The sequence below is a fragment of the Neorhizobium populisoli genome (genome assembly GCF_019430945.1).
Classification (GTDB): Bacteria; Pseudomonadota; Alphaproteobacteria; order Rhizobiales; family Rhizobiaceae; genus Neorhizobium; species Neorhizobium populisoli.
This window is the reverse complement of the sequence record NZ_JAHYCB010000013.1, coordinates 1-22596: the sequence shown is the minus strand read 5'-3', so window position 1 is coordinate 22596 and position 22596 is coordinate 1. Positions and strand designations below refer to the sequence as shown.

Genomic DNA, 22596 nt, shown 5'->3' with positions numbered 1-22596 from the left:
GGTAGCGGATGAATATCGGCGGCGATCATGACTAGGGATGCCGACAACCCGGTAGCCGGATTGGCTGGAGTACGTTCCGAGTTGGAAACGGCCGAGCGCCGGTTGCAGCTGACGCTGGAGGCTGCCGGCGCGGCCTGTGGGTGGGAGTGGGATATAACCCGCAAGCGGCTTATCGCCGACCCTCGCTTTGCAGCGATTACCAACCAGGACCCTGTAGCGCTCGCGGACGGCGTATCTACCGACCACTTCTTCGCATCTATCCATCCGGACGACCTCAAGCGCGTAAAGGTCGCCGTGGCCGGCATCCTCGCCGGTTCGGAAGTGTTCTCCAAGGAATACCGCCTTCAGCGCAATGACGGCGGATATCGGTGGGTGCATGCCAGTGGCCAGGCCGTGCTGAACGACGAGGACGAGCCCGTCAAGTTCATAGGCATGCTTGTGGATATCACCGAACAAAAACGTGCCACCGAGCAATTGCGGATTGCCCAGTCAGCAGGCGGCATTGGTACGTTTGAATACATAGTTGGTTATAGCACGATCAACGTTTCTGAGCAGTTCTGCCGGCTCTTTGGCCTGCACCCGACGCGGATTCTCCCTGTCCGGACGCTGAACGATCTCATCCATCCCGATGACGAGCGGGTCATCGATCTCAGTGATCCCGATGGCGTTCAGAACGAACGGAGCATCGAGTTCAGAGTCACTCGCCCCGATGATGGCGAGGAGAGGTGGCTTGCCCGACGCGGCGAATATGTCGATGATACCGAGACCAGCGGCCGGCGCTTCGTGGGGGCAGTCTTCGATATTACTGAAGCCAAGCAGACCCAGGAGAGCTTGCGGCAGGCCAATCAAACGCTGTCCGAAATCGCTCGTGAAAGCATGCGGGAACGAAATCGCGTCTGGACGAATTCGCGCGATCTTCTGGTGGTAATCGGTACCGATGGCGTGTTTCGCGATGTCAGCCCGGCTTGGCTAGAGGTCCTTGGCCATCTTCCCGAAGAGGTCGTCGGACGCCATGTGATCGACTTTGTCTGGGCCGAAGACGTGGCTCAGGTCAGGCCGCAGCTGAACAAGGCAGTCGAAAACACGCATACCAAAATCGATTTACGCATGACTTGCAAGGATGGGCCGCCCCGGATCATCTCCTGGATGACCTCTCGCGAAGAAGACCGGGTCTACGCCTACGGCCGAGACGTAACGGTTGAGAAACAGCAGCAGGCAGTGCTCGAAGACACTGAAGCCCAGTTGAGACAGGCCCAGAAGATGGAAGCCGTCGGCCAGTTGACTGGCGGCATAGCGCACGATTTCAATAATATGCTGACCGGGGTGATCGGCGCGCTTTCCGTCATCAAGCGCCGGATCGCGGCCAGGCGACTGGACGACCTTGACAAGTTCATCGACGCTGCGAGTTCATCGGCAGCACGAGCCGCCGCGCTGACCCACCGTCTCCTGGCCTTTTCCCGAAGACAATCTCTGGATCGACAAATGGTTGACGTGAGGCAGCTCGTCGACTCGATGGAGGACCTGTTCCGGCGTACCCTCGGCGAACAGGTCGAGTTGCTGATCGACATGGTTCCAGACACCTGGAAGGCAATCACCGACACCAACCAGCTTGAAAGCGCCATTCTCAATCTCGTCATCAATGCACGCGATGCCATGCCCGATGGTGGAAAGCTGACGATCGAAACAAACAATCTCATTCTGAACGAAGGAGATCTGGCGGCGGGCGAAACCCTGGTGCCGGGACGTTACGTTGTCCTTGCTGTTAGCGATACGGGCATCGGAATGTCGCAGGCGACTATCGAAAAAGCCTTCGATCCGTTCTTCACGACAAAGCCTATCGGGCAGGGGACCGGTCTCGGCCTGTCAATGATCTACGGTTTCGCGCAGCAATCCGGCGGCCATGTCCGGATTTACAGTCAGGTCGGCTTGGGGACCACCATCAAACTATATCTCCCCGGCAGCACTGAAGATGTTACGGATCAGGGCGCGGCAATAGATCCCAACGTCGTCCCGCCACGCGGTGAAGGCGAAACGGTTCTGGTGGTCGAGGACGACGATTCCGTGCGCATGCTGGTCGTCGATGTGTTGAACGAACTAGGATATCGCGTGGTTGAAGCGATCGATGGCAACGAAGCCCTGCCGCTCATAGACGGAAAGGGCCGTCTTGATCTTTTAATTTCGGATGTCGGATTGCCCGGCCTAAACGGCCGGCAGCTTGCTGAGATCGCCATAACCGCGCGCCCCTCTCTTAAGGTCCTCTTCATCACCGGATATGCGGCCACGGCCGCATCTCGCGCCGATTTTCTGGCGCCAGGCATGGAAATGATCACCAAACCTTTCGCAATCGACGATCTTGCCCAGAGGGTGAGGGAGATATTGACCGCGACTCGTCACTAGTCTCATTTTATCAGTTCTGCAGAACTCAGTGCATCTTCGATGATTTTCTGGAGACCATGCGATCCCGGCGAGGCTTCCGTCTCGTGATAAGTTGGGGCAAAAGCGGGTTCCGCTGGGTAATCGTTTTGTTCTTGGAAGAGGACGTCAGCCGCTCGCAGCGGGCGCTGTAGACAGGAGAAGAGTGTGCGTTGTCGAGCATGTCAGCCCCGCGTCGGCTGTAGCCGTCGCTCATATCAAGCGGTACGGCGTGGCCAATGCCCGGGACAGAAGTATCTTCTAATACCGCCAGCCGACCGGACTTTTTTTCATGGCTTGATCCAATGAATTTCCCGCGATGGCAAAAACTGCAGCTTGGCGTTTCCGATGCCGCATACCGAGGTGAGTTGCCCGTGGCACTCCGCTTATAGCCGCGAACTTCAGGCGCGGAAGCGTCTACTTGATACGCGCCGTCTTGCCGGGGATTTTGTTGATCGTGGCGGGCGCTCCAGCCGTCCTTACGCCAATATCCGCACGTTCGTCGAGATCGATCGCGCCCTCATCGGCAACAATGTCGTGCGCCATATCATACGAGGCGGCGTCGACCAAGGCTGAGACCGGAAAGCCGCCACGCCGAAGCCCTCTACGTAGGCGTCACGGTCATCAGGAAAAAGCCAATCTCCGAGCCATAACCAGAAAGCTTAAGTTTTCGGATCCAACGGCAGAGCTTTCGTTGTCGCCTTCATAGCCAGGCATCAGCCGGATGCCACCAATTCCTGCGTCCTTCAGTTTGGAAACTGCCGCTTCTGCTTCCCGACGGCCGTCGAAAAATGCTGTCAGTGTAGTGTTCGCGGGCGATATTCGGAACGCCTTCATCGTAGAAATTGGCCATTGGTGTGTTCTTCCGGGTGTTGGCGGAATGTGATCCGGCGGATCAAATGAATGTTCCTAAAACAACGCTTGTGCCGTTGCTGGTGGCAGCTCAAGTATCGGATAGGAGTGTCAAGGCGCGGTTCGCCTTCACGAACACACCCTCGGCTAGTCTGCTTCCGATACTGAAGTTGACAAGTTCGGAAATCGCGAGAGTTTGAGCTCGGCTTGGTCTTTGGGCTGTGCAGTCGACGGTTATAATGCCCGTCGGCTAATCAATTTTGAAAATTGATTCCACGCTGCTGCCCGCGGCTCGAAAGTAACGAACTTTTGGTGACATCGACACATGATTTCGTTGCAGAACTCGTTCGCGCTGCTAATTGGCCGAGCAAGCTCTCAGCTCAGCAAGTCGATAGATTTTAACCCGGGCAATCGGCCTCACCGAATCGCGGCAGCAAGCCAACATCAATCCTATCAGCGGACTCAATCCGGACCGTTCTCGCCGGCGCCGATCGGGTATCCCGAGAAGAGTGGCATCATGCGCTGCTTCACGTAGCCGAGATGATCCGCGACATCCATATCATTCTTCATGCTGAAATGGGGATACGAACCGCTCACCGAGATGCCGGACGTTTTTCTATGGTGACTAAGTGCAGCGATCGAGGCCTCGCCTAAGGTGTTGGGTTCGGCTAGGGGTCATATTTTACAAAAATCGGGTGGGAGCGGTTCAGCGCGGATCGATCCTGTTTTCGTTTCCGGATCGCTTCTTTTCCGATGCACATCCGTCCCCGAACATCGTTTGCAAGCCGTCTGACAAAAAAAGATCACAGCTGACTCAGGGGCTTAACCGGATTTGTCAGGCAATTTTCACGCCAATGGCGCCCAGCACGATTGACATGGATTAACACGGGTATGATTATATTCATTATGGATACGACATATTCAAATAGAATACAAGAAGAAAGTGGTGGTGTTCGACCACTTTCGACGGTCCTCAAAACGATGGCGGTGCTGGACGTGCTGGCATCGAGCGTCCGCGGCATGAAGCTGCCGGAGATCGCCACGGCAATGGAACTTTCCCGACCCACGGCATATCAGCGGCTCTTGACGCTGGTCGAAGCCGGCTGGGTTGAGCAGGATCACGAGATGCGCTACCGGCTTTCGATGCATGCTTGCCGGCTTGCCGCCGCGGCACTTGAGCAGGCCGATCTTGGAACGCGGATCCAGCCCGTTCTCGAAATGCTTGTCCATCGCGTCCGGGAGACTGCGTCCCTGGCGGTGCTCGACCGCGGCCTGCCATGCATCGTTTCGCGCGTCGAATCCGAAAGCGTCCTGCGCGCCGAGCAGAAGATCGGCACGACCATGTCGCTCGAAGGTTCTGCTTCGGGACGTATCCTGACGGCTTTCGCTGACGAGATGACGCTCGGGCGCCTGAAGGAAGGCGGCGGAGTGCTTTCCTCCGAAGAGCTTTTAAACAATGCCCGCCGCGACGGTTATGCGCTGTCGAGCGGTTATACCCATAGCGGCGTCATCGCGATTGCCGCGCCGATCTTCGACATGCACGGCAAGTGCACATCCGCCCTTTCGCTGGTCATGCCGGAATTCCGGTTCGATCTCGAAACCTTCCGCGAGCCGCTTATCGAAACGGCCCGCACCATCACAAAAATGCAGCAGGGGGAGCGTTGACGGCGATGACCGCGACTTCCGAGAAGATGGCAATACCGCAGCCGCGACCGGCCGATGAGGTGATGAAGACCGCGCGCCTTGCCGCGATCCAGCCGAGCCGGCTCAGCGGCACGCGCGCCTTCATGAACAAGATGATCCGCGAATGCTGGGACATTTCCAATGTCCTGTTCGATGTGGACGGCAATGCCGAAGGCACGGTGATCTATTCGATCAAGGCGCCGGGGCAGGAATTCTCCTTCATCGGCTTCTCTCGTCCGCCGAGCCGTACCGCCCGTACCGGCCGTATCATCGGCCAGGCTTGGGACATGATGGGCACGCTCATCGAAGGCCCAGCGACCGAGGCGGAGATCGAAACCGCGCGTCGTGAAATCCCCAAGCTTTATACCGGCCGTGCCACGGCGAAGACGCTGATCTGGTGCCGTTCGAACCGCTCGATGCGCGTCTTCGACCAGACCATGGCGGCGCTTGCCGATGGTCGCCAGCCGGCGGTCGAGGATATCGCCAAGGTCTGCTATCTGATGCGCAACACCGGCCTCGATGGCAACGGCACGTTCGGCACGCGCTCCTTCCCGTCGCTCGGCGCAAGCCATGCGCTTGGCGGTGTTCTACAGGCGCAATTGCTGACCGCCTATCTGATGCGGGAATTTTCCTGCGATCTCGTCGAGCATCTCGCGGCCAAGGCGTCCGACAAGGCCGTCAAGCTAGATCCGCAGTTGCGCCGCTATATCGGCGTCGGCAATGGCTCGGCGCTTGGCCTCATCTTCTTCGTGCATAAACATCCCCGGCTGATCAACGCCCTGGTATCCGCACGCGAGAACGCGATCGTCGCGGCGCGGGGCATGAAGCTCGAGGCGGGTGACGCGCGTGCGACTACTCTTGTCGATCTCCTCCGGCAAGCGATCGCTTTCCGTCGTCAGGACCGCATGGTCTACGAGACTTTTGCCTCCAGCGTGGAAGTTGCCGACGACCTCGAAAAGATCGTCACGGCGCTTGAAGAATTTTGCAGAAGCGGCACCGTGCTCGGCCGAAACGCGGACTATCCGCTCGATATCCTGGCGTCCGAATTCGTCGATGAACTGGTCCCGGAGGCCTATGAAACCTTTCTGTCCCTCCTGATCGAACTCGTTCCGGAGGAGGCTGATCGACTTCTTGCCGCTGCGCACGGTCCGGACGAACTCAGTGTCTCGCCGGCGGAAGCCGTCGAGGACCTGAAAGCCCTGGTTCGCGACGAATACCAATGGGCGCTTGATACCGACATGAGCGCGCCGGATGCCTATAAATATGTCTGGTACAAGTCCGAGACGGCGGAAGAGCCGCGTCGTGGCGCACGCGAGGAAGTGCCGGAAGCGCTTGATCTCGGTCTCGATATCTGCGGAAGCATCCAGTCGCTGTTCTCCGATCTGGACGAAGAGGATGGCGCTCAGAGCGTCGCGCGTTTCCTGATGAAACATCCCGAGCATCGCTACATGGTCGCCCGCATCCAGAGCTTGCGCGGGCAGGGCTATCATACGCCGCGCGCCAACATCAACGCGGAGGCCTTCGTGCCGATCGATCTCGTGCGACTGATGAATGTCGGCATCCACGGCATCGACAAGACGCGCGACTTCCTCAGCCGCAACCTGCGCGGCGTGCTCTATCACGGCGCACCGACGCCAGACGATCTGCGCGCTGGCTACAGCGGCACCTGGTATTATCCGGCGGAACCTGTCCTATGACCAAATTGCAGTCGAAGGCCACGATGCGCGTCATGCCGCGCGAAATGCGATTGATGTCCGAACGCATCCTCTCGCTGTCGAGCCTGCCGAAGGGTTTTTTCCTGACGGTCGGCGATCTCCCAATGTACTCGCAAAAGCTCGGTCTTGGCGGCTTCCGCCTGTTCGAGGAGCGTTTTAAGAGCTTCCGATCGGCCGATCCTTCCCGCATTTCGATCACCGCGGAACAGGGTAATCGCATCGCTCTCGATGCGGCCGGCGAGCATGCCTGGTTCGTGCTGCCGGCGGCCATCGACCTCTTGGGCGAGCTGACGGCGAGGTTTGGTTCGGGAGAGTTGACGATTGCCGGTGCGGTCGATGCTGCGGAATTCGCAATCGCTGCAGATTTCGGCGGGCGTTCAGGCCTATCGGTGACTGTTGTCGACAATGTGCTGACGGCGGTGCCTGCGCAGGTCACGGGAGACGTAAGCAAGGACGATCGGTTGCTCTGGTCGGTGCTGCAGGACGGCGTCGAGATCGACGCGGACCTCTGGTGGCGCATTTACCATCTCGCCAAGCAGGCGCTGGCGACCGACAGCGTCGTGTCCCGCCGCCACGCCGGACCGATGATCGTCAATGAGGACGGCACGGTCATCGGCCGCAAGGACAATGACGACGAGACAGACGTCTCCTTCCTGTCGTCCAATATTTCCGAACGCATGATAGAGAGCGCGAGATCATGATCATCGACGGTTTGCAATGCGGGCATTTTGATCGCGCCTCTTTCGAGACCCTGCTGAAGGGAACGGTCGGCGGCGTCGTCAACACCTGCGGCTTCTGGGAAGGCACCGTTGAATCCCTGGATTCGATCGGCCGCTGGCGCGATCTGGTCCGTGACAATTCGGAGATCGCCGAGATTGCCCTGACGGCTGGTGACATCAGCCGCATTTCCGATGCGGGCAAGCTCGCCATCATCATGGGCTTCCAGAACTCGAACCTGTTCGAAGGCCGTATTCGTTTCGTCGAGATGTTCGCCGAACTTGGCGTTCGAGTCGTCCAGCTCACCTACAACAACCAGAATGAGCTCGGCGGCTCCTGCTACGAGGCCGAGGATTCCGGTCTTGCCCGTTTCGGCAAGGAAGTTGTGCGCGAGATGAACGCCGCCGGCATCCTCGTCGATTGCAGCCATGTCGGCGACCGCACGACGCTCGACGCGATCAAGGTATCGCAAAAACCGATCGCCGTCACTCATGCCAATGCGCAGTCGCTTTTCATGCACAAGCGCAACAAGTCGGATGACGTTATCCGGGCGTTGAAGGATACCAGCGGCGTCATCGGCTGCGCTGCCTATCGGAATATCACCGGAGACGAATTCTGCGCTTCGATCGAGGCCTGGTGCACGATGGTTGCCCGCACCGTCGATATCGCCGGTATCGACTCCGTCGCGATCGGCACCGACAAGAGCCACAACTTCACCGCTCCGGACTATGCCTGGATGCGCAAGGGCCGCTGGACCCGCGGCGAGGATTACGGCGCGAGTGCTGCCGGCAAACCGCTGAAAGCCGCGCCGCCTGAATGGTTCAAGAACGTGGAAGACATAAGGGTGATCCCGGATGGGCTGAAGACGGTCGGCTTCTCGGAAGCGGAGGTCGCGAAGATCACCCATGGGAACTGGCTCCGCCTCTATGAGGCGACCTTCAGGAAATGATGAAGCCACTTCAAGAAAAACATAAAGAGGAGAACCGCGCATGACCGGAATAAAGACGTTTCTGATGCCTGACCGCCGCCGATTTCTAAAGACTGCCGGCGCAGTCGTCACGGCATCTCTCGCAGCGCCCTATATCGTTCGCGCTCAGGAAAAGATCCTTTACATCAACACCTGGGGTGGTCCTTGGGAGATTGCGGCCAAGACGCATCTGATCGACCCCTTCACTAAGGAGACAGGCATTCAGGTGAAGACGGTCTCACCGGTTTCCTTTGCCAAGCTCGCCCAGCAGGTGAAGACCGGTACCTACGAGTTTGATGTCACGACGCTCGGTGGCGGCGAACTGGTGCGCGCCAATCAAGCCGGCATCATTGAACAGCTGAAGGCTCCCTACGAAGGCGGCCTGTTCGAAAACGGCGTCGCGTCGCACGCTTTTGCGACCGTGCTCGCCTGGCGCACCGACAAGTACAAGGAAGAGCCGAAGACCTGGGCGGATTTCTGGAACGTCGAGAAATTCCCGGGGAGCCGTTCGTTGCAGCGTTATGCGTCGCGCGTCATCCCGATCGCGCTTCTGGCCGACGGCGTGGCGGTTAAGGACCTTTATCCGCTCGATGTCGATCGCGCCTTCAAGTCGCTCAACAAGATCAAGAAGCATGTCCGCGTCTGGTGGACGGCTGGCGCCCAGTCGACGCAGATCCTGCGTGACGGCGAAGTCGACATGATCGGCATCTGGCACGGCCGGTACTTCGAAGCGGAAAAGGCCGGCGCACCGGTCGGCATGACCTGGAATCAGGGCGAGATCGAACGCGCCTACTGGGTCGTCGCCAAGAAGACGCCGAACCTCGAAAACGCCAAGAAGTTCGTCGAATTCGCCACCAGTGCCAAGCCACTTGCAGGCTTCTCGAAGGCGGCCGACTACGGCGCGCTGAACCCGGCTTCGAACGAATTCGTCAGCGCCGATGATGCCAAGCGCATGCCAACCTCGCCGGCCAACTACAAGCTGACTTTCGAACAGGATATGGCCAACTTCGGCATCGATCCGGCAGAACTTGCCGAACGTTTCGAGGAGTGGGTCGCAAGCTGATCCGTTCTCCCGGATCAGACCGACCTGCCTGAGCGGCATCGCGCAATCACCGTGCGATGCCGCACCGACCCCGCTTGCCATTGAGAAGGAACGGCAATGGGCATGAGCCTTTCAAGACTGACGGAAAAGACGAACATCTGGCCGTGGCTGCTTCTCGCGCCGCTCGGTATATATATGCTCGTCTTTTTCGTCGTACCGCTCGCCGACGTGGCGATCATGAGCGTCACAGACCCACGCGTCTCTTTGGCGAATTACCAGAAGGTCCTGACAGGCGCGCTCTACCAGCGCGTCTTCATCAATACCTTCCTGACGGCCGCCTTCGTGACGCTGTGCTGCCTCGCTGTCGGTTATCCGCTCGCCTATCTGATGGCGCATTCGAAGCCGCGCACGGCAATGCTGATCCTTCTGCTCGTGACCATGAGCTTCTGGACGAGCTTTCTGGTGCGCACCTATTCCTGGATGGTGCTGCTTGGCAACAACGGCCCGCTGATCGCCTTCCTGCAGATGATGGGCATCGAACAGCTGCCACAGCTACTCTTCACGCGTTTCTCCTCGACGCTCGCCATGGTGCATATCCTGGCGCCCTACATGATCATGAACATCTTCTCGGTGATGAAGAAGATCGATCCGGCGCTGATCCGCTCGGCGGAAAGCCTCGGCGCCAAGGGCTGGTCGCTGTTCCGCCATGTCTACTTGCCGCTGACGGCACCGGGCATCGCCAACGGTTCTGTTCTCGTCTTTGTCATCTGCCTCGGCTTCTACGTGACGCCTGTCCTGCTCGGCAGCCCGCGCGAACAGATGATCGCCGGCCTGATTGGCCATCAGATCGACGAGTTCCTCGCCTTCGGCCTCGGTTCTGCAATGGCCATGGTGCTGCTGTTCGTCACGCTCATCATTCTCACCATTTATCACCGCCGTTTTGGCCTCGACAAACTCTGGGGTTGATCGATCATGAATACGTTCATGCGCTGGGCCGGCATCCTGGTCGTCATCTTCATCGCAGCTCCGCTAGTCATCGTCGTGCCGATGTCCTTTTCCAGCGCGAATTCGCTGCAGTTCCCGCCGCCGGGCTACTGGTTCGGTTATTACCGCGCCTACTTCACCAACCCGGACTGGCTGATCCCGACATGGAACAGCGTCATCATCGCAACGGCAACCACGATCCTGACCATGGTGCTGGTCGTGCCCGCGACCTTTGCGCTGGTCCGCCACAAGTTCCGCGGCAAGAGCGCCGCCGACGTGATGATGCTGATGCCGCTTGCGGTGCCGCATATCGTCATGGCGGTGGGGTACTATTCCTATTTCGGCGATCTCGGCCTGGTGCATAGCCATCTCGGCGTTATTCTCGCCCATACCTGCCTCTCGGTGCCGATCGCCTTTCTGGTTCTGTCCGCCAACCTGAAGGGTTTCGACCGCAATCTCGAGCGTGCCGCCCAGAGCCTCGGGGCCAGCCCGACGCGGACCTTCATCCACATCACCCTGCCGATCCTGCGCCCCGGTCTGATCATCAGTGCATTGTTCGCCTTCGTTCAGTCTTTCGACGAGACGGTCGTGGCGATCTTCATCTCGGGGCGCGATGCAGCCACCCTGCCGCGCAAGATGTTCGACAGCATCCGTCAGGAAGCAGACCCGGTCATCGCGGTCATCTCGACGTTGCTGTTCCTGCTTGTGATGGTCGGCATCGCCGCCCCCTATTTCGCCAGCGCGCTTCGCAGCCGCGCTCCCAAGCCAAGCCGCCCGCCGGCAGGCGCACACTGACCGTTTCCAAGGACTTCCCATGACGAGCTATCTTGAACTCTCCAAGATCACCAAGACCTACGGGAATTTCACAGCCCTCGACAATGTGAGCCTGTCGGTCGAGAAGGGCGAGTTCGTGACATTCCTCGGGCCGAGCGGCTCGGGCAAGACGACGACGCTGATGATCATCGCCGGCTTTGAGAAAGCCAGCGGCGGTGCGGTGCAGGTCGGCGGCCGGTCGATCACCGAGCTTGCGCCGCACGAACGCAATATCGGCATCGTCTTCCAGAACTACGCGCTGTTTCCGCACAAGACCGCCGTCGAGAACGTCTATTTCCCGCTACAGATGCGGGGCGTCGGCCGCGACCAGGGGCTGAGGCAGGCAGAGGACATGCTGTCGCTCGTCGGGTTGAAGGGCTTCGGCCACCGTCATCCGAAGGAGCTTTCCGGCGGTCAGCAGCAGCGTGTGGCGCTCGCCCGCGCGCTGGTCTTCGAGCCGTCTTTGCTGTTGCTCGACGAGCCGCTTGGCGCGCTTGACAAGAACCTGCGCGAGCAGATGCAGATCGAGATCAAGCGCATCCAGCGCAGCCTCGGCGTGACCACGATTTTCGTGACGCATGATCAGTCCGAAGCCATGTCGATGTCCGACCGGATCGTGGTGTTCGAGAAAGGCAGGATCGAGCAATGCGCCGCGCCGCTCGATATCTACCACCGTCCGCAGACGTCCTTCGTCGCTGCCTTCATCGGCGAGAGCAATCTCATCCCGGCAACGATCGGCAGTGCCGCCGGCAAGACGGCAGAAAATCCGACGCTTGGCGCGTTCGACTACGCCGCTTCCGACAATGTTCTGTCCGACGGCCAGGCGGTGACGCTGCTGATCCGCCCGGAGCATATCAAGCTGTCGCGCAACCCGATCGAAGGCCGCCAGAACATTCGAATGACGGTCGAGACCATCGTCAATTACGGTGACAACGCTCTCGTCATCGGCAGGGCCGGCGACATTCCCATGCGGGTGAGAGTGCTCGGTGCCGATGTGGTCATTATCAGGGAAGGCCAGGAATGCTGCATCAGCTGGACGCCTGAATCCGTCTTCGTGATCACCAAATAGAGCAGGCAACAGTACCATGACCACAGATTTCTCCTCGATCATAGAGCGTTTCGGTGTCGGCAAACGTGGCAGCCTTGCCGTAATGCATCAGGGCACCGGCTATTTTGCCTGCACCCCGCAGGCGCCCTATGACGGATCGTTGAGCACCGCCGAGCAGACCCGCCAGCTTCTTGCCAAGGCAGAAGGCCGGCTGGCGGAAATTGGCAGCGCGAAAGAGGGTCTGATACTCTGCGCCATCATCCTGGCGAACATGGACGACTATGCTGCCATGAACGAGGTTTGGGACGAATGGGTGGCCGATGTCGCTCCGCCCGCCCGCGCCTGCTTCGAGGCCCGCCTTGCGAGCCCCGATCTCAAGGTCGAGATGATCATGATCTCGGCCGCAAAGCCCGCCTGATCAGACGATTGCCGCCTCGATGAGGAACGGTCCCTTGCGGGAAAGCGCGGCGGTATAGAGTTTCACGAATTCGGCCGTGTTCGTCGCCCGGCCAGATTCGACGCCCAGGCCCTTGGCGAGCGAGCACCAGTCGAGTTTCGGCTGGTCGAGGTCCAGCATCTTGCGGGCGTTGACGCCGTAGGAGTTGACGCCGACATTCGTCATCTCGCCCTGCAGGATGCGATAGGCATTGTTGGCGAAGACGATGGTGACCACATCGAGGTTTTCGCGCGCCTGCGTCCAGAGACCTTGCACCGTGTACATGCCGCTGCCATCCGCCTGAAGGGCGACGACCTTGCGATCCGGAGCGCCGATCGCGGCGCCTGCGGCGAGCGGAATGCCGATACCGATCGAACCGCCGGTGATCGGCAGATGGTCATGCGGACGCAGGCCGGGGGCGAGCGCCGGATACTGACCGATCGACGTCAATGCCTCATCGATGACGATGGCGTCTTCCGGCAAGTGACGCGCGATCGCCAGGCTGATCGCATCCGGCGTCAACGCGCCGTCCGGCACCTGGATTTCGTTCTGGCAAAAGGCATTTCGGGCAAAATTGGCATCTCCTTTGATGCTAAGCTCGCCAGCCAATGCATCCAGGGCCGCGGCAAGATCATGCTCATGCTCGGCAAGCTGGATCACTTCGCAGGATGGCGGCAGCGTCGTGCTTGGCTTGCCCGGATAAGCGAAGAAGGTGACGGGGCGCTGTGCGCCGATGCAGATCGCCACCTCGAACTGTTTCAGGGCTTCGACCGCGAGTTCGATATTGTAGGGGATCGGTCGCACGAAGGCACGACCTGCGCCGCGCGCCCCGCGATCCGATTGCACCGTGAACAGGGCTGCACCGGTGGCAGCAGCGATGCGGCCGGCCGTTTCCAACGGCTTCTCGCGCAAAGCCCGACCGCCCATGATGATGACGGTGCGTTTGCCACTCTTCAGCGCTGCTGCCGCGGCCTTCAGGGTGCTGGAATCGAGTGTTGGAGCAGCGGGAATTGTTGCCCGTGAAAGCGGCTCGGGCGTGACTTCGCCCCAGGCGGCATCCGCCGGCAGGATCATCGTCGAAACGCCGCGCCTGGCAATGGCGGCGGCGAAACCTTCCTCGGTGCAACGGCGGATATCCGTCGGGCCGGCGGCACGGCCGACCCAATGGGACATCGGCCGGGCAAGGCTCTCGATATCGCTTGTCAGCGGCGCGTCATATTGCAAATGATAGGAAGCGTGGTCGCCGACGACGTTCAGGATCGGCGTGCGGGCGCGGCGTGCATTGTGCAGATTGGCGAGACCGTTTGCGAGACCGGGACCAAGATGCAGAAGCGTCGCCGCTGGCTTGTCCGCCATGCGCGCATATCCATCCGCCATGCCCGTGACGACGCCCTCGGAAAGGCCCAGAATACAACGCATTTCCGGCTTGCGATCGAGCGCTGCGACAAAATGCATTTCCGAAGTGCCGGGATTGGCGAAGCAGACATCGACGCCATTGACCAGCAGGACGTCACAAAGCATATCGGCGCCGTTCATGCGCTTTTCCTTTCCTGATCCGATCGGTGCTGCTTACGCTGCAGCCGAAGCGCCGGCACCCGAGAATGCCGCTTCAATGGAAGCCTCGAGGACGGCAAGGCCTTCTTCGAGCACCTCCCATTCTATCGTCAACGGCGGCAGCAAACGGACCACATTGAGCCGTGTTCCGCAAGAAAGCAGGATCAGCCCGCGGTTTTCTGCCTCGGCGATGATACGATTGGTGATCTGCGGTGCTGCGGCCTTGGACTGACGATCCTCCACCAGCTCGAAAGCCACCATTGCGCCAAGCCCGCGCACGTCGCCGATAGGTTCCATGCCCTGGCGGGACGCAATCGAATTGAGACGTGCGGTGATCCGGCGGCCGACTTCGGCGGCGCGATCACAGAGTTTTTCGTTGTCGATAACGTCCAGAACGGCATTGGCAGCTGCGACGGACAGCGGATTTCCGGCATAGGTGCCGCCGAGTCCACCCGGGTGCGCCGCGTTCATGATCTTCGTTTTGCCGGTTACGGCAGACAGCGGAAAACCGCCGGCGAGACCCTTGGCCATGGTGACGAGATCGGGCTTCACGCCTGCGTGTTCAAAGCCAAACATCTTGCCGGTGCGTGCCATCCCGGCCTGGACTTCGTCGGCGATCAGCAGGATCCCGTAACTGTCCGCAATCTCGCGCAATTGCATCAGGAACTCCGTTGGTGCCACGTTGAAGCCGCCTTCACCCTGGATAGGCTCGACGATGAAGGCCGCGATCCGCTCCGGATCGACCTCAGACACAAAGAGCCGCTCAAGCTCCGCGATAGCCTGTTCCGTCGAATAGCCAAGAAACGGATTGGGGAAGGGCGCATGATAGATCTCGGCCGGGAAAGGACCGAAGTTCTTCTTGTAGGGCATAACCTTTCCGGTCAGCGCCATGCCGAGCATGGTGCGGCCGTGAAAAGCGCCGGAAAAGGCGATGACGCCAGCGCGTCCGGTATAGGCGCGGGCGATCTTCACGGCATTCTCGACGGCTTCGGCGCCAGTGGTGACCAGCATGGTGCGGTTGTCGGCACCCGTCGGCGCAATCGCGTTCAGCCGTTCGGCAAGACGGACATATCCTTCGTACGGCGCCACATGGAAGCAGGTATGGGTAAAGCGCTCAGCCTGTTCGGCAACCGCCTTCATGACAGTCGGGTTGCGATGCCCGGTATTGTTGACTGCAATGCCGGCCGCGAAGTCGATAAAGCGCCTGCCGTCCACGTCCCAGAGTTCGGCATTCAGTGCTTTCTCGGCAAAAATCTCTCTGGTGCCAACGCCGCCTGCTACGGCAGACTTCCGACGCGAATGCAAATCACTGGAGGCGGTCATCCAAACATCCCTCTTTAGGTCGATGACCAAGCTATAATCTTGCTCATTATTTTGAGCAAGTGCTGTTCGATGGAATCAGAGATATGGCGGGGAGCAGGCCGAGATGACGATCGTGCGGCGATCCGAAAGATTGCGGAAGCGATGCGGCACGCGGCTGTCGAACAGATAGGCCTCGCCGGCCTTCAGTACGCGCACATCATCGCCCACGGTAAGCTCAAGCTCGCCTTCAACTACATACCCACCTTCCGCAGAGGCATGCTGGAGAAGCGTATCTCCCGTATCTGCATTCGGCTCATACACTTCGTGAAGAATTTGCAGGTTATGAGCCCGCGCATCACCGATCTGTCGGAAAACAAGCGTACCGTCGGTTCCGCCAGAAATTGGCGATGCGGCGATTTGCGACGTCAGATCAACAAGTTCATGCGCGGAAAAGAACGGTCCTTTCGGCGGGCTGCGCTCGGGTTCGAAAAAGTCTCCCATGCCGACGCCAAGACCGCTCAAGATCTTTCTCAGGGTCGAGACGGACGGGCTGACCTTGTTGGTCTCGACCTGGGAAATCTGCGCATGCGGCACGCCGGCGCGTTCTGCAAGCTGGCGCTGGGAAAGGCCTGCCGCTATACGCATGGAATTCAGCCGGGCGCCAATATCGAATTTTTTGTCCATCTCGTCACGTTCCGTTTTGGCGAACCGTTATGCCTTGGATCTTAACTGGCGGCAATGGATGATATATTGAGCATTCGTAGCGTGGTGATCCGGCATCTATCATCGCGTCGTCAACCTCATTCCACGTCATCTCCGTGCCGAACGAATACAAGTCTAAAGTAATTTATAACCATCTGATGTTTATGTTTGCCACCAGGATCGGGCAGCAATCGAGTTTGCGTTGCCCGGGTGTTTCTATCAGGGGTTTGCATGACCAGATTGTTGTGGTCTCTTTCTTTTCGCGCGCTTTTGACGGTTCTTGCGATCGTACCGTTGGCGGCTGTTGCAGTGCTTGGTGCGATCGTCATCCGGGACGAGTTCCGCAATTACCAGAAGCTGAGCGGCGCAGCAGCGCTGGAGCGTCTGGCCGGAGCAGGCGGACAGCTTATGCTCGCCTTGCCGGTGGAAAGTGCATCTTCGCCCGACCAGCGCCCGCAGATGCGCCAGAAGACGGATGCTGCCTATAAGGCAATCGTGGCAAGCTATGGCGACGTTATTTCGGCCGGTTACGATGACCAGATCCTGTCGGGCATCAAGCGTGGCCTTGACGAGCGATATGCAAAGCTCGCCGAATTCCGCTCCAAGGTGGATGCCGGCCCGATCGATGCGATGATGCCGCTCCTCTACATGCAGCCGATTTCCGCGGCGTCGATCCAGGTTACGGCACGTGCCGGCAACATCATGGAAGATCGTGACCTGCAGCAGGGCGTTACGGGCTACAACGCATTTCTGCAGTTCAATGAAGGTTATCTGGTCCTGAACCGGATCGGCATGCAATATGTCAAGAACGGGACCTTGTCGCTTGAGGAGTTCGCGCGTCTGGGTGCCGCGACGACCCAGATCCGCATTTATGGCCAGCTCGTGCGTGAGTTCGTCAACCCTGCCGTCGTGTCGCGGCTGGATACCTTTATGCAGTCTCCTGCTGGGCGTGGGCTTCAGCAGAAGATCGACGAAATGTCGAAGAATACCGCCTATACCCCGGTGCCTGCCGATCTCGACATCTGGACCAAGACGATGGCAGAGCGCCGCGATTTCGTCGGACAGTTGCTGATCGATACCGCAGGCTCCGTCCATGCCAATGCCGTGTCGAAACTCGAGGACGCCTATTCCTCGCTGGTGACTGCACTGACAGTGCTCGGTGCTTTCGTCATCGCGGCGATTGGTATGTCGGTCGCGATCGCGCGTCTGCTGTCTAAGTCGATCCGCCGCATCGGCGAACGGATGTCGAGCCTTGCGGCAGGTAATACGGATGAGGCGATCCCCTATAGCGACCGCAAGGACGAGATCGGCGACATGGCCCGCTCGGTGGAAGTGTTCCGCGAAGCCGCCATCCGCAACTATCAGCTCGAGGCAGAAGCAGACGCGACCCGTCGTCGTTCGGAAGCCGAGCGGATCGAGCTACAGCAGATGACCGAGGCTGAAGCCCAGGCCAAGCTTACCCAAGCGACCGGCGCGCTGGCTACGAACCTGCGCCGCCTCGCCGATGGTGACATGCAATGCGAAGTGCATGATCAACTGGCGCCGCAGTTCGAAAGCCTGCGCCATGACTTCAACACTTCCGTTCGCCAGCTGCGCGACGCGCTCTTGAGCGTTGGCAACTCGGTATCGACCGTCAACAGCGGCTCGAAGGAAATCTCGGACGCATCCGACAATCTGTCGAAGCGTACCGAACAGCAGGCCGCCTCGCTGGAAGAGACCGCCGCGGCACTGGAGGAGATCACCTCCAACGTCGTCTCGACGTCGAAGCGCACCGCCGAAGCCCGCGATGTGGTGCGGGATGCCCGCATCCGCGCCGACCAGTCCGGCCAGGTGGTCCGCAATGCGGTCGCAGCCATGGAGCGGATCGAGAAGTCGTCGCAGCAGATCGGCCAGATCATCGGCGTCATCGACGAGATTGCCTTCCAGACCAACCTTCTGGCGCTGAATGCGGGCGTCGAGGCGGCTCGTGCCGGCGAGGCCGGAAAGGGGTTTGCCGTCGTCGCTCAGGAAGTCCGTGAACTGGCACAGCGTTCGGCAAATGCCGCCAAGGAGATTAAGGGCCTGATCTCGAATTCGGCCGTGGCCGTGTCCGAAGGCGTCAAGCTGGTCAGCGATACGGGCGAGGGGCTTGCTGCCATCGAGCAGCTGGTCCGGACGGTGACCTCGCATATGGATGCGATCGCGACCGCCGCTCAGGAACAGTCGGTCGGTCTTGCGCAGGTCAATACTGCGGTCAACCATATGGACCAGTCGACCCAGCAGAACGCGGCGATGGTTGAAGAGATGAATGCTGCCGGCGCCGGTCTTGCGCAGGAAAGCGCCAAGCTCAGCGATCTTCTCTCGCAGTTCCAGTTCGGCGGTGGTGGTGCAGGCAGCCAGCTGCGCGACACTGCCGCCCGCATGCGGGCACCGGTAGCTACCCCGGCTCGTCCGGCTGCCCCAGCGCCGAGCCGCCCGGCGATCGCCCGCGCACCGGTCTCGCGCGGCAATGCCGCGGTCGCTCAATCGACGGATGACTGGCAGGAATTCTGAGAAAGCCATTTGGGCCCCGCTGTGCATTCTTTTGAGAAGCATGGCGCGCCAGAGCCAAAAAAGGGCGGCCTGTGCCGCCCTTTTCTTTTCTGGGTGGTTGCAAATCTCCGCCTTTTACCAGGCGGGGTCTTTCACCGCCTCAAGGCCTTCAACTCGTTGTTGTAGAGTTCGCCATCGATCCGCTCGACCTTGCGCATATAGATGCTCTGGATGATGTCGCCGGATTCGGCATCGATCGTCACCGGTCCTCGGGGTCTGGCAAATTACATGCCCTCGGCGGCACCCAAACCGACCCGTCGCAGGTTCGTCCCATCGAACCTTTATATAGCGCCTTGAAATGATCGCTCAGACGTCTGCAGCATATCAGGCTGGGTGAGCTTAAGCCGCTGGTCTTCACCGTCAACTGCTTGTCTAGTGAGGAATACGCTCGGAAGGATAAAGCGCCGCTCCAGTCTTTTGAGCTGTAGCTGCTAAGAACCTGGCGCCGTTAGGAATGGTTTCCGTGTGATGGAACCGGGACATCCGATTGTCGTTCTGTCCGCTCTACAAGATACGGAGCCGAAGGAGAAAACGAATGGCGACCAACGACGACGACAACAGCAAGGTATGGGATTTGGCCGAGAAGATCGGTTTCTGCATGCTGACGACACAGGCCGGAACTGATCTGAAGGCGCGCCCCATGTCGGCTTATGCGGAGAGGATCGACAACGCCTTCTATTTCCTGACCGACGTTGCCAGTCACAAGGATGACGAGGTTGCCCGCCACCCGAACGTCTGCCTGGCGTTCGCCGACAGCAAGGGTCAGAAATACGTCTCGATCTCCGGAACGGCGGAGGTCCAGAACGATCGGCGGAAAATCCGCGATCTCTGGGCGACGCCGGCCAAGGCCTGGTGGGACAATGCCGACGATCCGTCGATCCGGATCCTGAAGGTCACGCCGTCCGCCGCCGAATATTGGGACAGTCCCGGCACGGTGCTGAGCTACATAAAGATGGCGGCGGCTGCAGTGACGAGCGCAAAGCCCGACATGGGCGAAAATGCCAAGGTGCAGATGTAAGCGAAACTATATCGGCATAGTGCGGCGGGCTCTTTCGAGCCCGCCATCGCGGCCGGCACGGGATATGAAGCGCGGACTCAACGACCGCGCCTGAATGGCGACGTCGACACCGTATGGGGAAGGACCGATCGTCTTCGCAGGCAGCATGTCGGAAGAACGTTATCTCTCCGGCGCCCGATAACGAATGAAGCAGCTGGTTCTTTTTGTGAATGGCAAGCACCCGCGCTCGGTCGCAGCCTACAAAAACCTGCAAGCGGCCTGCGAGCGCCATACACCAGGCGAGTACGCAATCGAGCTGGTGGACGTGCGCCAGCGCCGGGAGGTGGCTTGCGAAAAGGATCTGGTGGCGCTGCCGCGCTGCTTGGTGATCTGCCGCCACCGTTGCGCAAGATCGTCGGTGACCCTGCCAATCTGGACGTAATCGGATTTCTGAGCAAACCCGATGGAAGCTCCTAAACCTGCCTATTGCATCACTCAACAAGAATGTTGACATTGCCCCGAACGGGCCAAAACCAACTGCTATGAAAAACGTTGCTAAGGCTCTGATCGAAAAAGATGGGTCTTCGTCATCCTTGATGCCGAAGACGCTCTTTATGGTTTGGGTATTGAAGTAGGCTCTTTTACATCCAATGCTGACGCAGTTGCCTGGCTCAAAATTACCGACCAGTTGTAGCCGTCGTCGATCAACGTTTGCGCGACGGGACATCGGATCCACTGCGAATGCACTGGCCGCGGCCTCCATCCTGTTCGTTGTATTCTACCGGATGCCTATGAACCGGATGTTTACGCCATATTCCAGACCGTGCGCTGGATTGACAACCCAACGATATATAGGTCTTGCACGCCGCGATCGTCGGGGCGATGAACTCCGAGGACCGACCGGTACGAACCACCTACTTCTGGCAACGCGCCTGTGGCTGAGGTTCAGCTTGAGAGCCGGGCGTCTTGGGTCGCTGGGCGTTTGTATGCGGCGTCGTTTTGCACGCTTCCTGGTCGCTTACACTGTTAGTGACGGAAATGTCAGGCTGACCGGCAGCTGCAGGATTGCTCGCACTCGGCTTGTTCCCCTGGGGCGCCGAAGAGGTCGTTGAACTGGACGTGCCAGTGCCCTGTGCCAACACAGGTGGCGTAGTTGTGACGGCTAGGATCATGGCGGAGAGAAGGTATTTAAGCATGGCAATCTCCTTTGCCGCCAAACCGTGGCGCGTCGAGATCGTTCCCCCGTTATTCTCGCATCGCAGCAAAATTTTGATTATTTGACACATTTTCCGCGTATAACGGTGAACGCGGGGGCTTAACCGAAAGGAAAAGCCTTGAACTCTGTCATTGAAGTTGCATTCGGCATCGCCTGGGAAGACCCGGTTTTCGTCCGGGCGGAAATGTTCGACGATCGAGCGATCCGGGGACCGCGCGAGGCCTTGCGCTATCTTCAGCACGACTTCGGCCGCCAGTCCGGGCAGGCTTACTGGGCGGCCGTTGCAGCCTGCAACGCTGCAATGCGCAGCCAGGCCCACCTTGGCCGTTCGCGCGACACATTTATAGCTGCTTATGCGGAGTACCGCTTCAAAACAGATCTTTGATCAGGCTTGATTGGCCTGATTGATGGGGAAATCGTTCACCAGTCGCGCACTCGCCCTGCTGGTTTCCGCTTTCTGGGCTCCAGCCTCCCATTCTGCGTTCGCCTGGCGCCAGTGTTCGCCGTCCTGGCCATGTGGCCGGCCGGCCAGCTCCCATAGCGTGTAGGCACGCTCTTTGATCCACTCGTCACGTTCGGTCGCCATCGAAACCTCCAATATGCTTTTACCTGCACATGGGATTCGGGTGGCGATTCTCAAGTCTTATCTAACTTTCTTGGCCTGGATCTCATCGTCCAGGGACGTGACCAGCCGCTGGCGCTGCAGACAATCGAGTCGTATGTGGTCGCTATCAACCAGCTCGGCGCGGGAACAGTCAGTTGGTCTTGCGGAGGTCAATCCCGCCGTCAATCAGATAGATCAGGTGACCCAGCAAAACGCCGCCATGGTCGAGGAAGCCAATGCGGCAGGCGTCACTTTGGCTCAGGAAGCCGGCTGCTTCCGGGGGCTTGTTGGGCGGTCCCAACTGGCGCATCAAAGCCGCATCGGTAGCCCTCCACCTATCGTGCCGGGTGACATAGACCATAATAGCTAAGTCTTGGCGGCGGTCAGGCGCATCCGACGGATGCCAAGGTAAACGAGATAGGCGACGCCCGCATATTTGACGATTTCAAAGGTGAGGGCCGACGTCATCAGGATCGCAGACAGACCGAGCGTCGCCATGAGCGTGTGAACGAGGTTGCCGAATGCGACACCGAACCCCGGCGCGATCCCCACCCGTTGTCCACCACTAATGCGTCGGGCGAGCACGAAGACCACTGCCGGACCCGGGATCAGAATTGAGCCGCGGAACCTGCAGTGTAGGTCAGGTAGGTTGTTAGGTCGATCACGATATCTAAGGAAGGTGCTGCCGGGGCGGTGTCCGCCGCACCAGACCAGCTCCAGCAATCGAAAGACGATACCTCCATCCAAAACTCCGCGCCACTTGGCTAATGGCTGACACGCCAAAAGCCCAGGATCTTTGGAACCCCGCAGTATCCTCCTGTTGAGTTCCATAATTTACCTTATCTGATAATTGAGTGTAGCCGCAAAGTTAGAATGTCCTGTTTCTGCAAAGTTGGAATGTCACACTCCCCGGGTCTGAATGATGCCTGGGAGTTTGCAGATGGGATTGATAGCGATGAGCGAGCGCGATCTGCGGCGGAT

At 59.4% G+C, this 22596-nt stretch carries 21 protein-coding genes and 1 pseudogene; 15 read left to right on the top strand and 7 right to left on the bottom strand.

Annotated elements, in window-relative coordinates:
• Positions 1-27 precede the first annotated feature (27 nt).
• From KX729_RS27120 to KX729_RS27070, 11 genes are all read left to right on the top strand, one after another.
• The gene (locus KX729_RS27120; protein WP_219745620.1) at positions 28-2397 is read left to right on the top strand and encodes a PAS domain-containing hybrid sensor histidine kinase/response regulator family protein; all 2370 of its coding nucleotides are present in this window, start codon (positions 28-30) and stop codon (positions 2395-2397) included.
• Positions 2398-2760: 363 nt separating this feature from the next.
• Positions 2761-2988 carry a hypothetical protein gene (locus KX729_RS27115; RefSeq protein WP_219745619.1) on the top strand — a complete coding sequence of 76 codons (228 nt, stop codon included), beginning with the start codon at positions 2761-2763 and terminating at the stop codon, positions 2986-2988.
• 1167 nt (positions 2989-4155) lie between these two features.
• Entirely contained in the window at positions 4156-4929 is a 774-nt protein-coding gene (locus tag KX729_RS27110; RefSeq protein WP_219745618.1) for an IclR family transcriptional regulator, read from the top strand.
• Between the two features lie 5 nt (positions 4930-4934).
• Positions 4935-6644 (top strand): phospholipase D-like domain-containing protein, encoded by a 1710-nt coding sequence (locus KX729_RS27105; protein ID WP_246617894.1) that lies wholly within the window; start codon positions 4935-4937, stop codon positions 6642-6644.
• Positions 6641-7363, top strand: coding sequence for a hypothetical protein (locus tag KX729_RS27100; protein WP_219745617.1), 723 nt, complete (start codon positions 6641-6643; stop codon positions 7361-7363). The genes KX729_RS27105 and KX729_RS27100 overlap by 4 nt, the downstream gene beginning before the upstream one ends.
• Complete coding sequence (locus KX729_RS27095; protein WP_219745616.1) at positions 7360-8328, top strand: membrane dipeptidase; 969 nt, start codon at positions 7360-7362, stop codon at positions 8326-8328. Before KX729_RS27100 ends, KX729_RS27095 begins: the two co-directional genes overlap by 4 nt.
• Before the next feature lie 40 nt (positions 8329-8368).
• On the top strand, positions 8369-9409 hold the full coding sequence (locus tag KX729_RS27090) for an ABC transporter substrate-binding protein (RefSeq protein ID WP_219745615.1): 1041 nt from the start codon (positions 8369-8371) through the stop codon (positions 9407-9409).
• 96 nt (positions 9410-9505) lie between these two features.
• Positions 9506-10354, top strand: coding sequence for an ABC transporter permease (locus KX729_RS27085; protein WP_219745614.1), 849 nt, complete (start codon positions 9506-9508; stop codon positions 10352-10354).
• Between the two features lie 6 nt (positions 10355-10360).
• Positions 10361-11167, top strand: a complete 807-nt coding sequence (locus tag KX729_RS27080; protein ID WP_219745613.1) for an ABC transporter permease — start codon at positions 10361-10363, stop codon at positions 11165-11167.
• 19 nt (positions 11168-11186) lie between these two features.
• Positions 11187-12254, top strand: a complete 1068-nt coding sequence (locus tag KX729_RS27075) for an ABC transporter ATP-binding protein (protein WP_219745612.1) — start codon at positions 11187-11189, stop codon at positions 12252-12254.
• 16 nt (positions 12255-12270) lie between these two features.
• Positions 12271-12651 (top strand): RidA family protein, encoded by a 381-nt coding sequence (locus tag KX729_RS27070; RefSeq protein WP_219745611.1) that lies wholly within the window; start codon positions 12271-12273, stop codon positions 12649-12651.
• On the opposite strand, the gene KX729_RS27065 is transcribed toward KX729_RS27070, so the two are convergent.
• The 3 genes from KX729_RS27065 to KX729_RS27055 form a co-directional block, all read right to left on the bottom strand.
• Positions 12652-14205: an acetolactate synthase large subunit gene (locus KX729_RS27065; protein WP_219745610.1), complete on the bottom strand. Its 1554-nt coding sequence runs from the start codon at positions 14203-14205 to the stop codon at positions 12652-12654. It abuts the gene before it with no gap.
• A gap of 33 nt (positions 14206-14238) precedes the next feature.
• The gene (gene gabT / locus KX729_RS27060; RefSeq protein ID WP_219745609.1) at positions 14239-15546 is read right to left on the bottom strand and encodes a 4-aminobutyrate--2-oxoglutarate transaminase; all 1308 of its coding nucleotides are present in this window, start codon (positions 15544-15546) and stop codon (positions 14239-14241) included.
• Between the two features lie 75 nt (positions 15547-15621).
• Positions 15622-16209: a cupin domain-containing protein gene (locus tag KX729_RS27055; RefSeq protein ID WP_219745608.1), complete on the bottom strand. Its 588-nt coding sequence runs from the start codon at positions 16207-16209 to the stop codon at positions 15622-15624.
• A gap of 249 nt (positions 16210-16458) precedes the next feature.
• Here KX729_RS27055 and KX729_RS27050 point away from each other — a divergent pair, with 249 nt between their 5' ends.
• A complete protein-coding gene (locus KX729_RS27050) occupies positions 16459-18759 on the top strand; it encodes a methyl-accepting chemotaxis protein (RefSeq protein WP_219745607.1) in 2301 nt (766 codons plus the stop codon).
• Positions 18760-18873: 114 nt separating this feature from the next.
• Here the strand turns inward: KX729_RS27050 and KX729_RS34620 are convergent.
• Positions 18874-19013: pseudogene (locus KX729_RS34620) on the bottom strand (ABC transporter substrate-binding protein); the annotation flags it as partial.
• A 320-nt stretch (positions 19014-19333) separates the two neighbouring features.
• Here KX729_RS34620 and KX729_RS27045 point away from each other — a divergent pair.
• From KX729_RS27045 to KX729_RS27035, 3 genes are all read left to right on the top strand, one after another.
• Positions 19334-19816: a pyridoxamine 5'-phosphate oxidase family protein gene (locus tag KX729_RS27045; RefSeq protein ID WP_219745606.1), complete on the top strand. Its 483-nt coding sequence runs from the start codon at positions 19334-19336 to the stop codon at positions 19814-19816.
• A 184-nt stretch (positions 19817-20000) separates the two neighbouring features.
• Positions 20001-20237, top strand: a complete 237-nt coding sequence (locus KX729_RS27040; RefSeq protein WP_219745605.1) for a circadian clock KaiB family protein — start codon at positions 20001-20003, stop codon at positions 20235-20237.
• Positions 20238-21129: 892 nt separating this feature from the next.
• Positions 21130-21396 (top strand): DUF982 domain-containing protein, encoded by a 267-nt coding sequence (locus tag KX729_RS27035; protein WP_219745604.1) that lies wholly within the window; start codon positions 21130-21132, stop codon positions 21394-21396.
• Here the strand turns inward: KX729_RS27035 and KX729_RS27030 are convergent, their stop codons facing one another.
• The 3 genes from KX729_RS27030 to KX729_RS27020 all read right to left on the bottom strand — a co-directional run bounded on the left by KX729_RS27030 (position 21397) and on the right by KX729_RS27020 (position 22446).
• Positions 21397-21597, bottom strand: coding sequence for a DUF2934 domain-containing protein (locus KX729_RS27030; RefSeq protein ID WP_219745603.1), 201 nt, complete (start codon positions 21595-21597; stop codon positions 21397-21399).
• 169 nt (positions 21598-21766) lie between these two features.
• Complete coding sequence (locus KX729_RS34615; RefSeq protein WP_219745602.1) at positions 21767-21976, bottom strand: hypothetical protein; 210 nt, start codon at positions 21974-21976, stop codon at positions 21767-21769.
• 5 nt (positions 21977-21981) lie between these two features.
• A complete protein-coding gene (locus KX729_RS27020) occupies positions 21982-22446 on the bottom strand; it encodes a LysE family translocator (RefSeq protein ID WP_219745601.1) in 465 nt (154 codons plus the stop codon).
• Between the last annotated feature and the right edge of the window lie 150 nt (positions 22447-22596).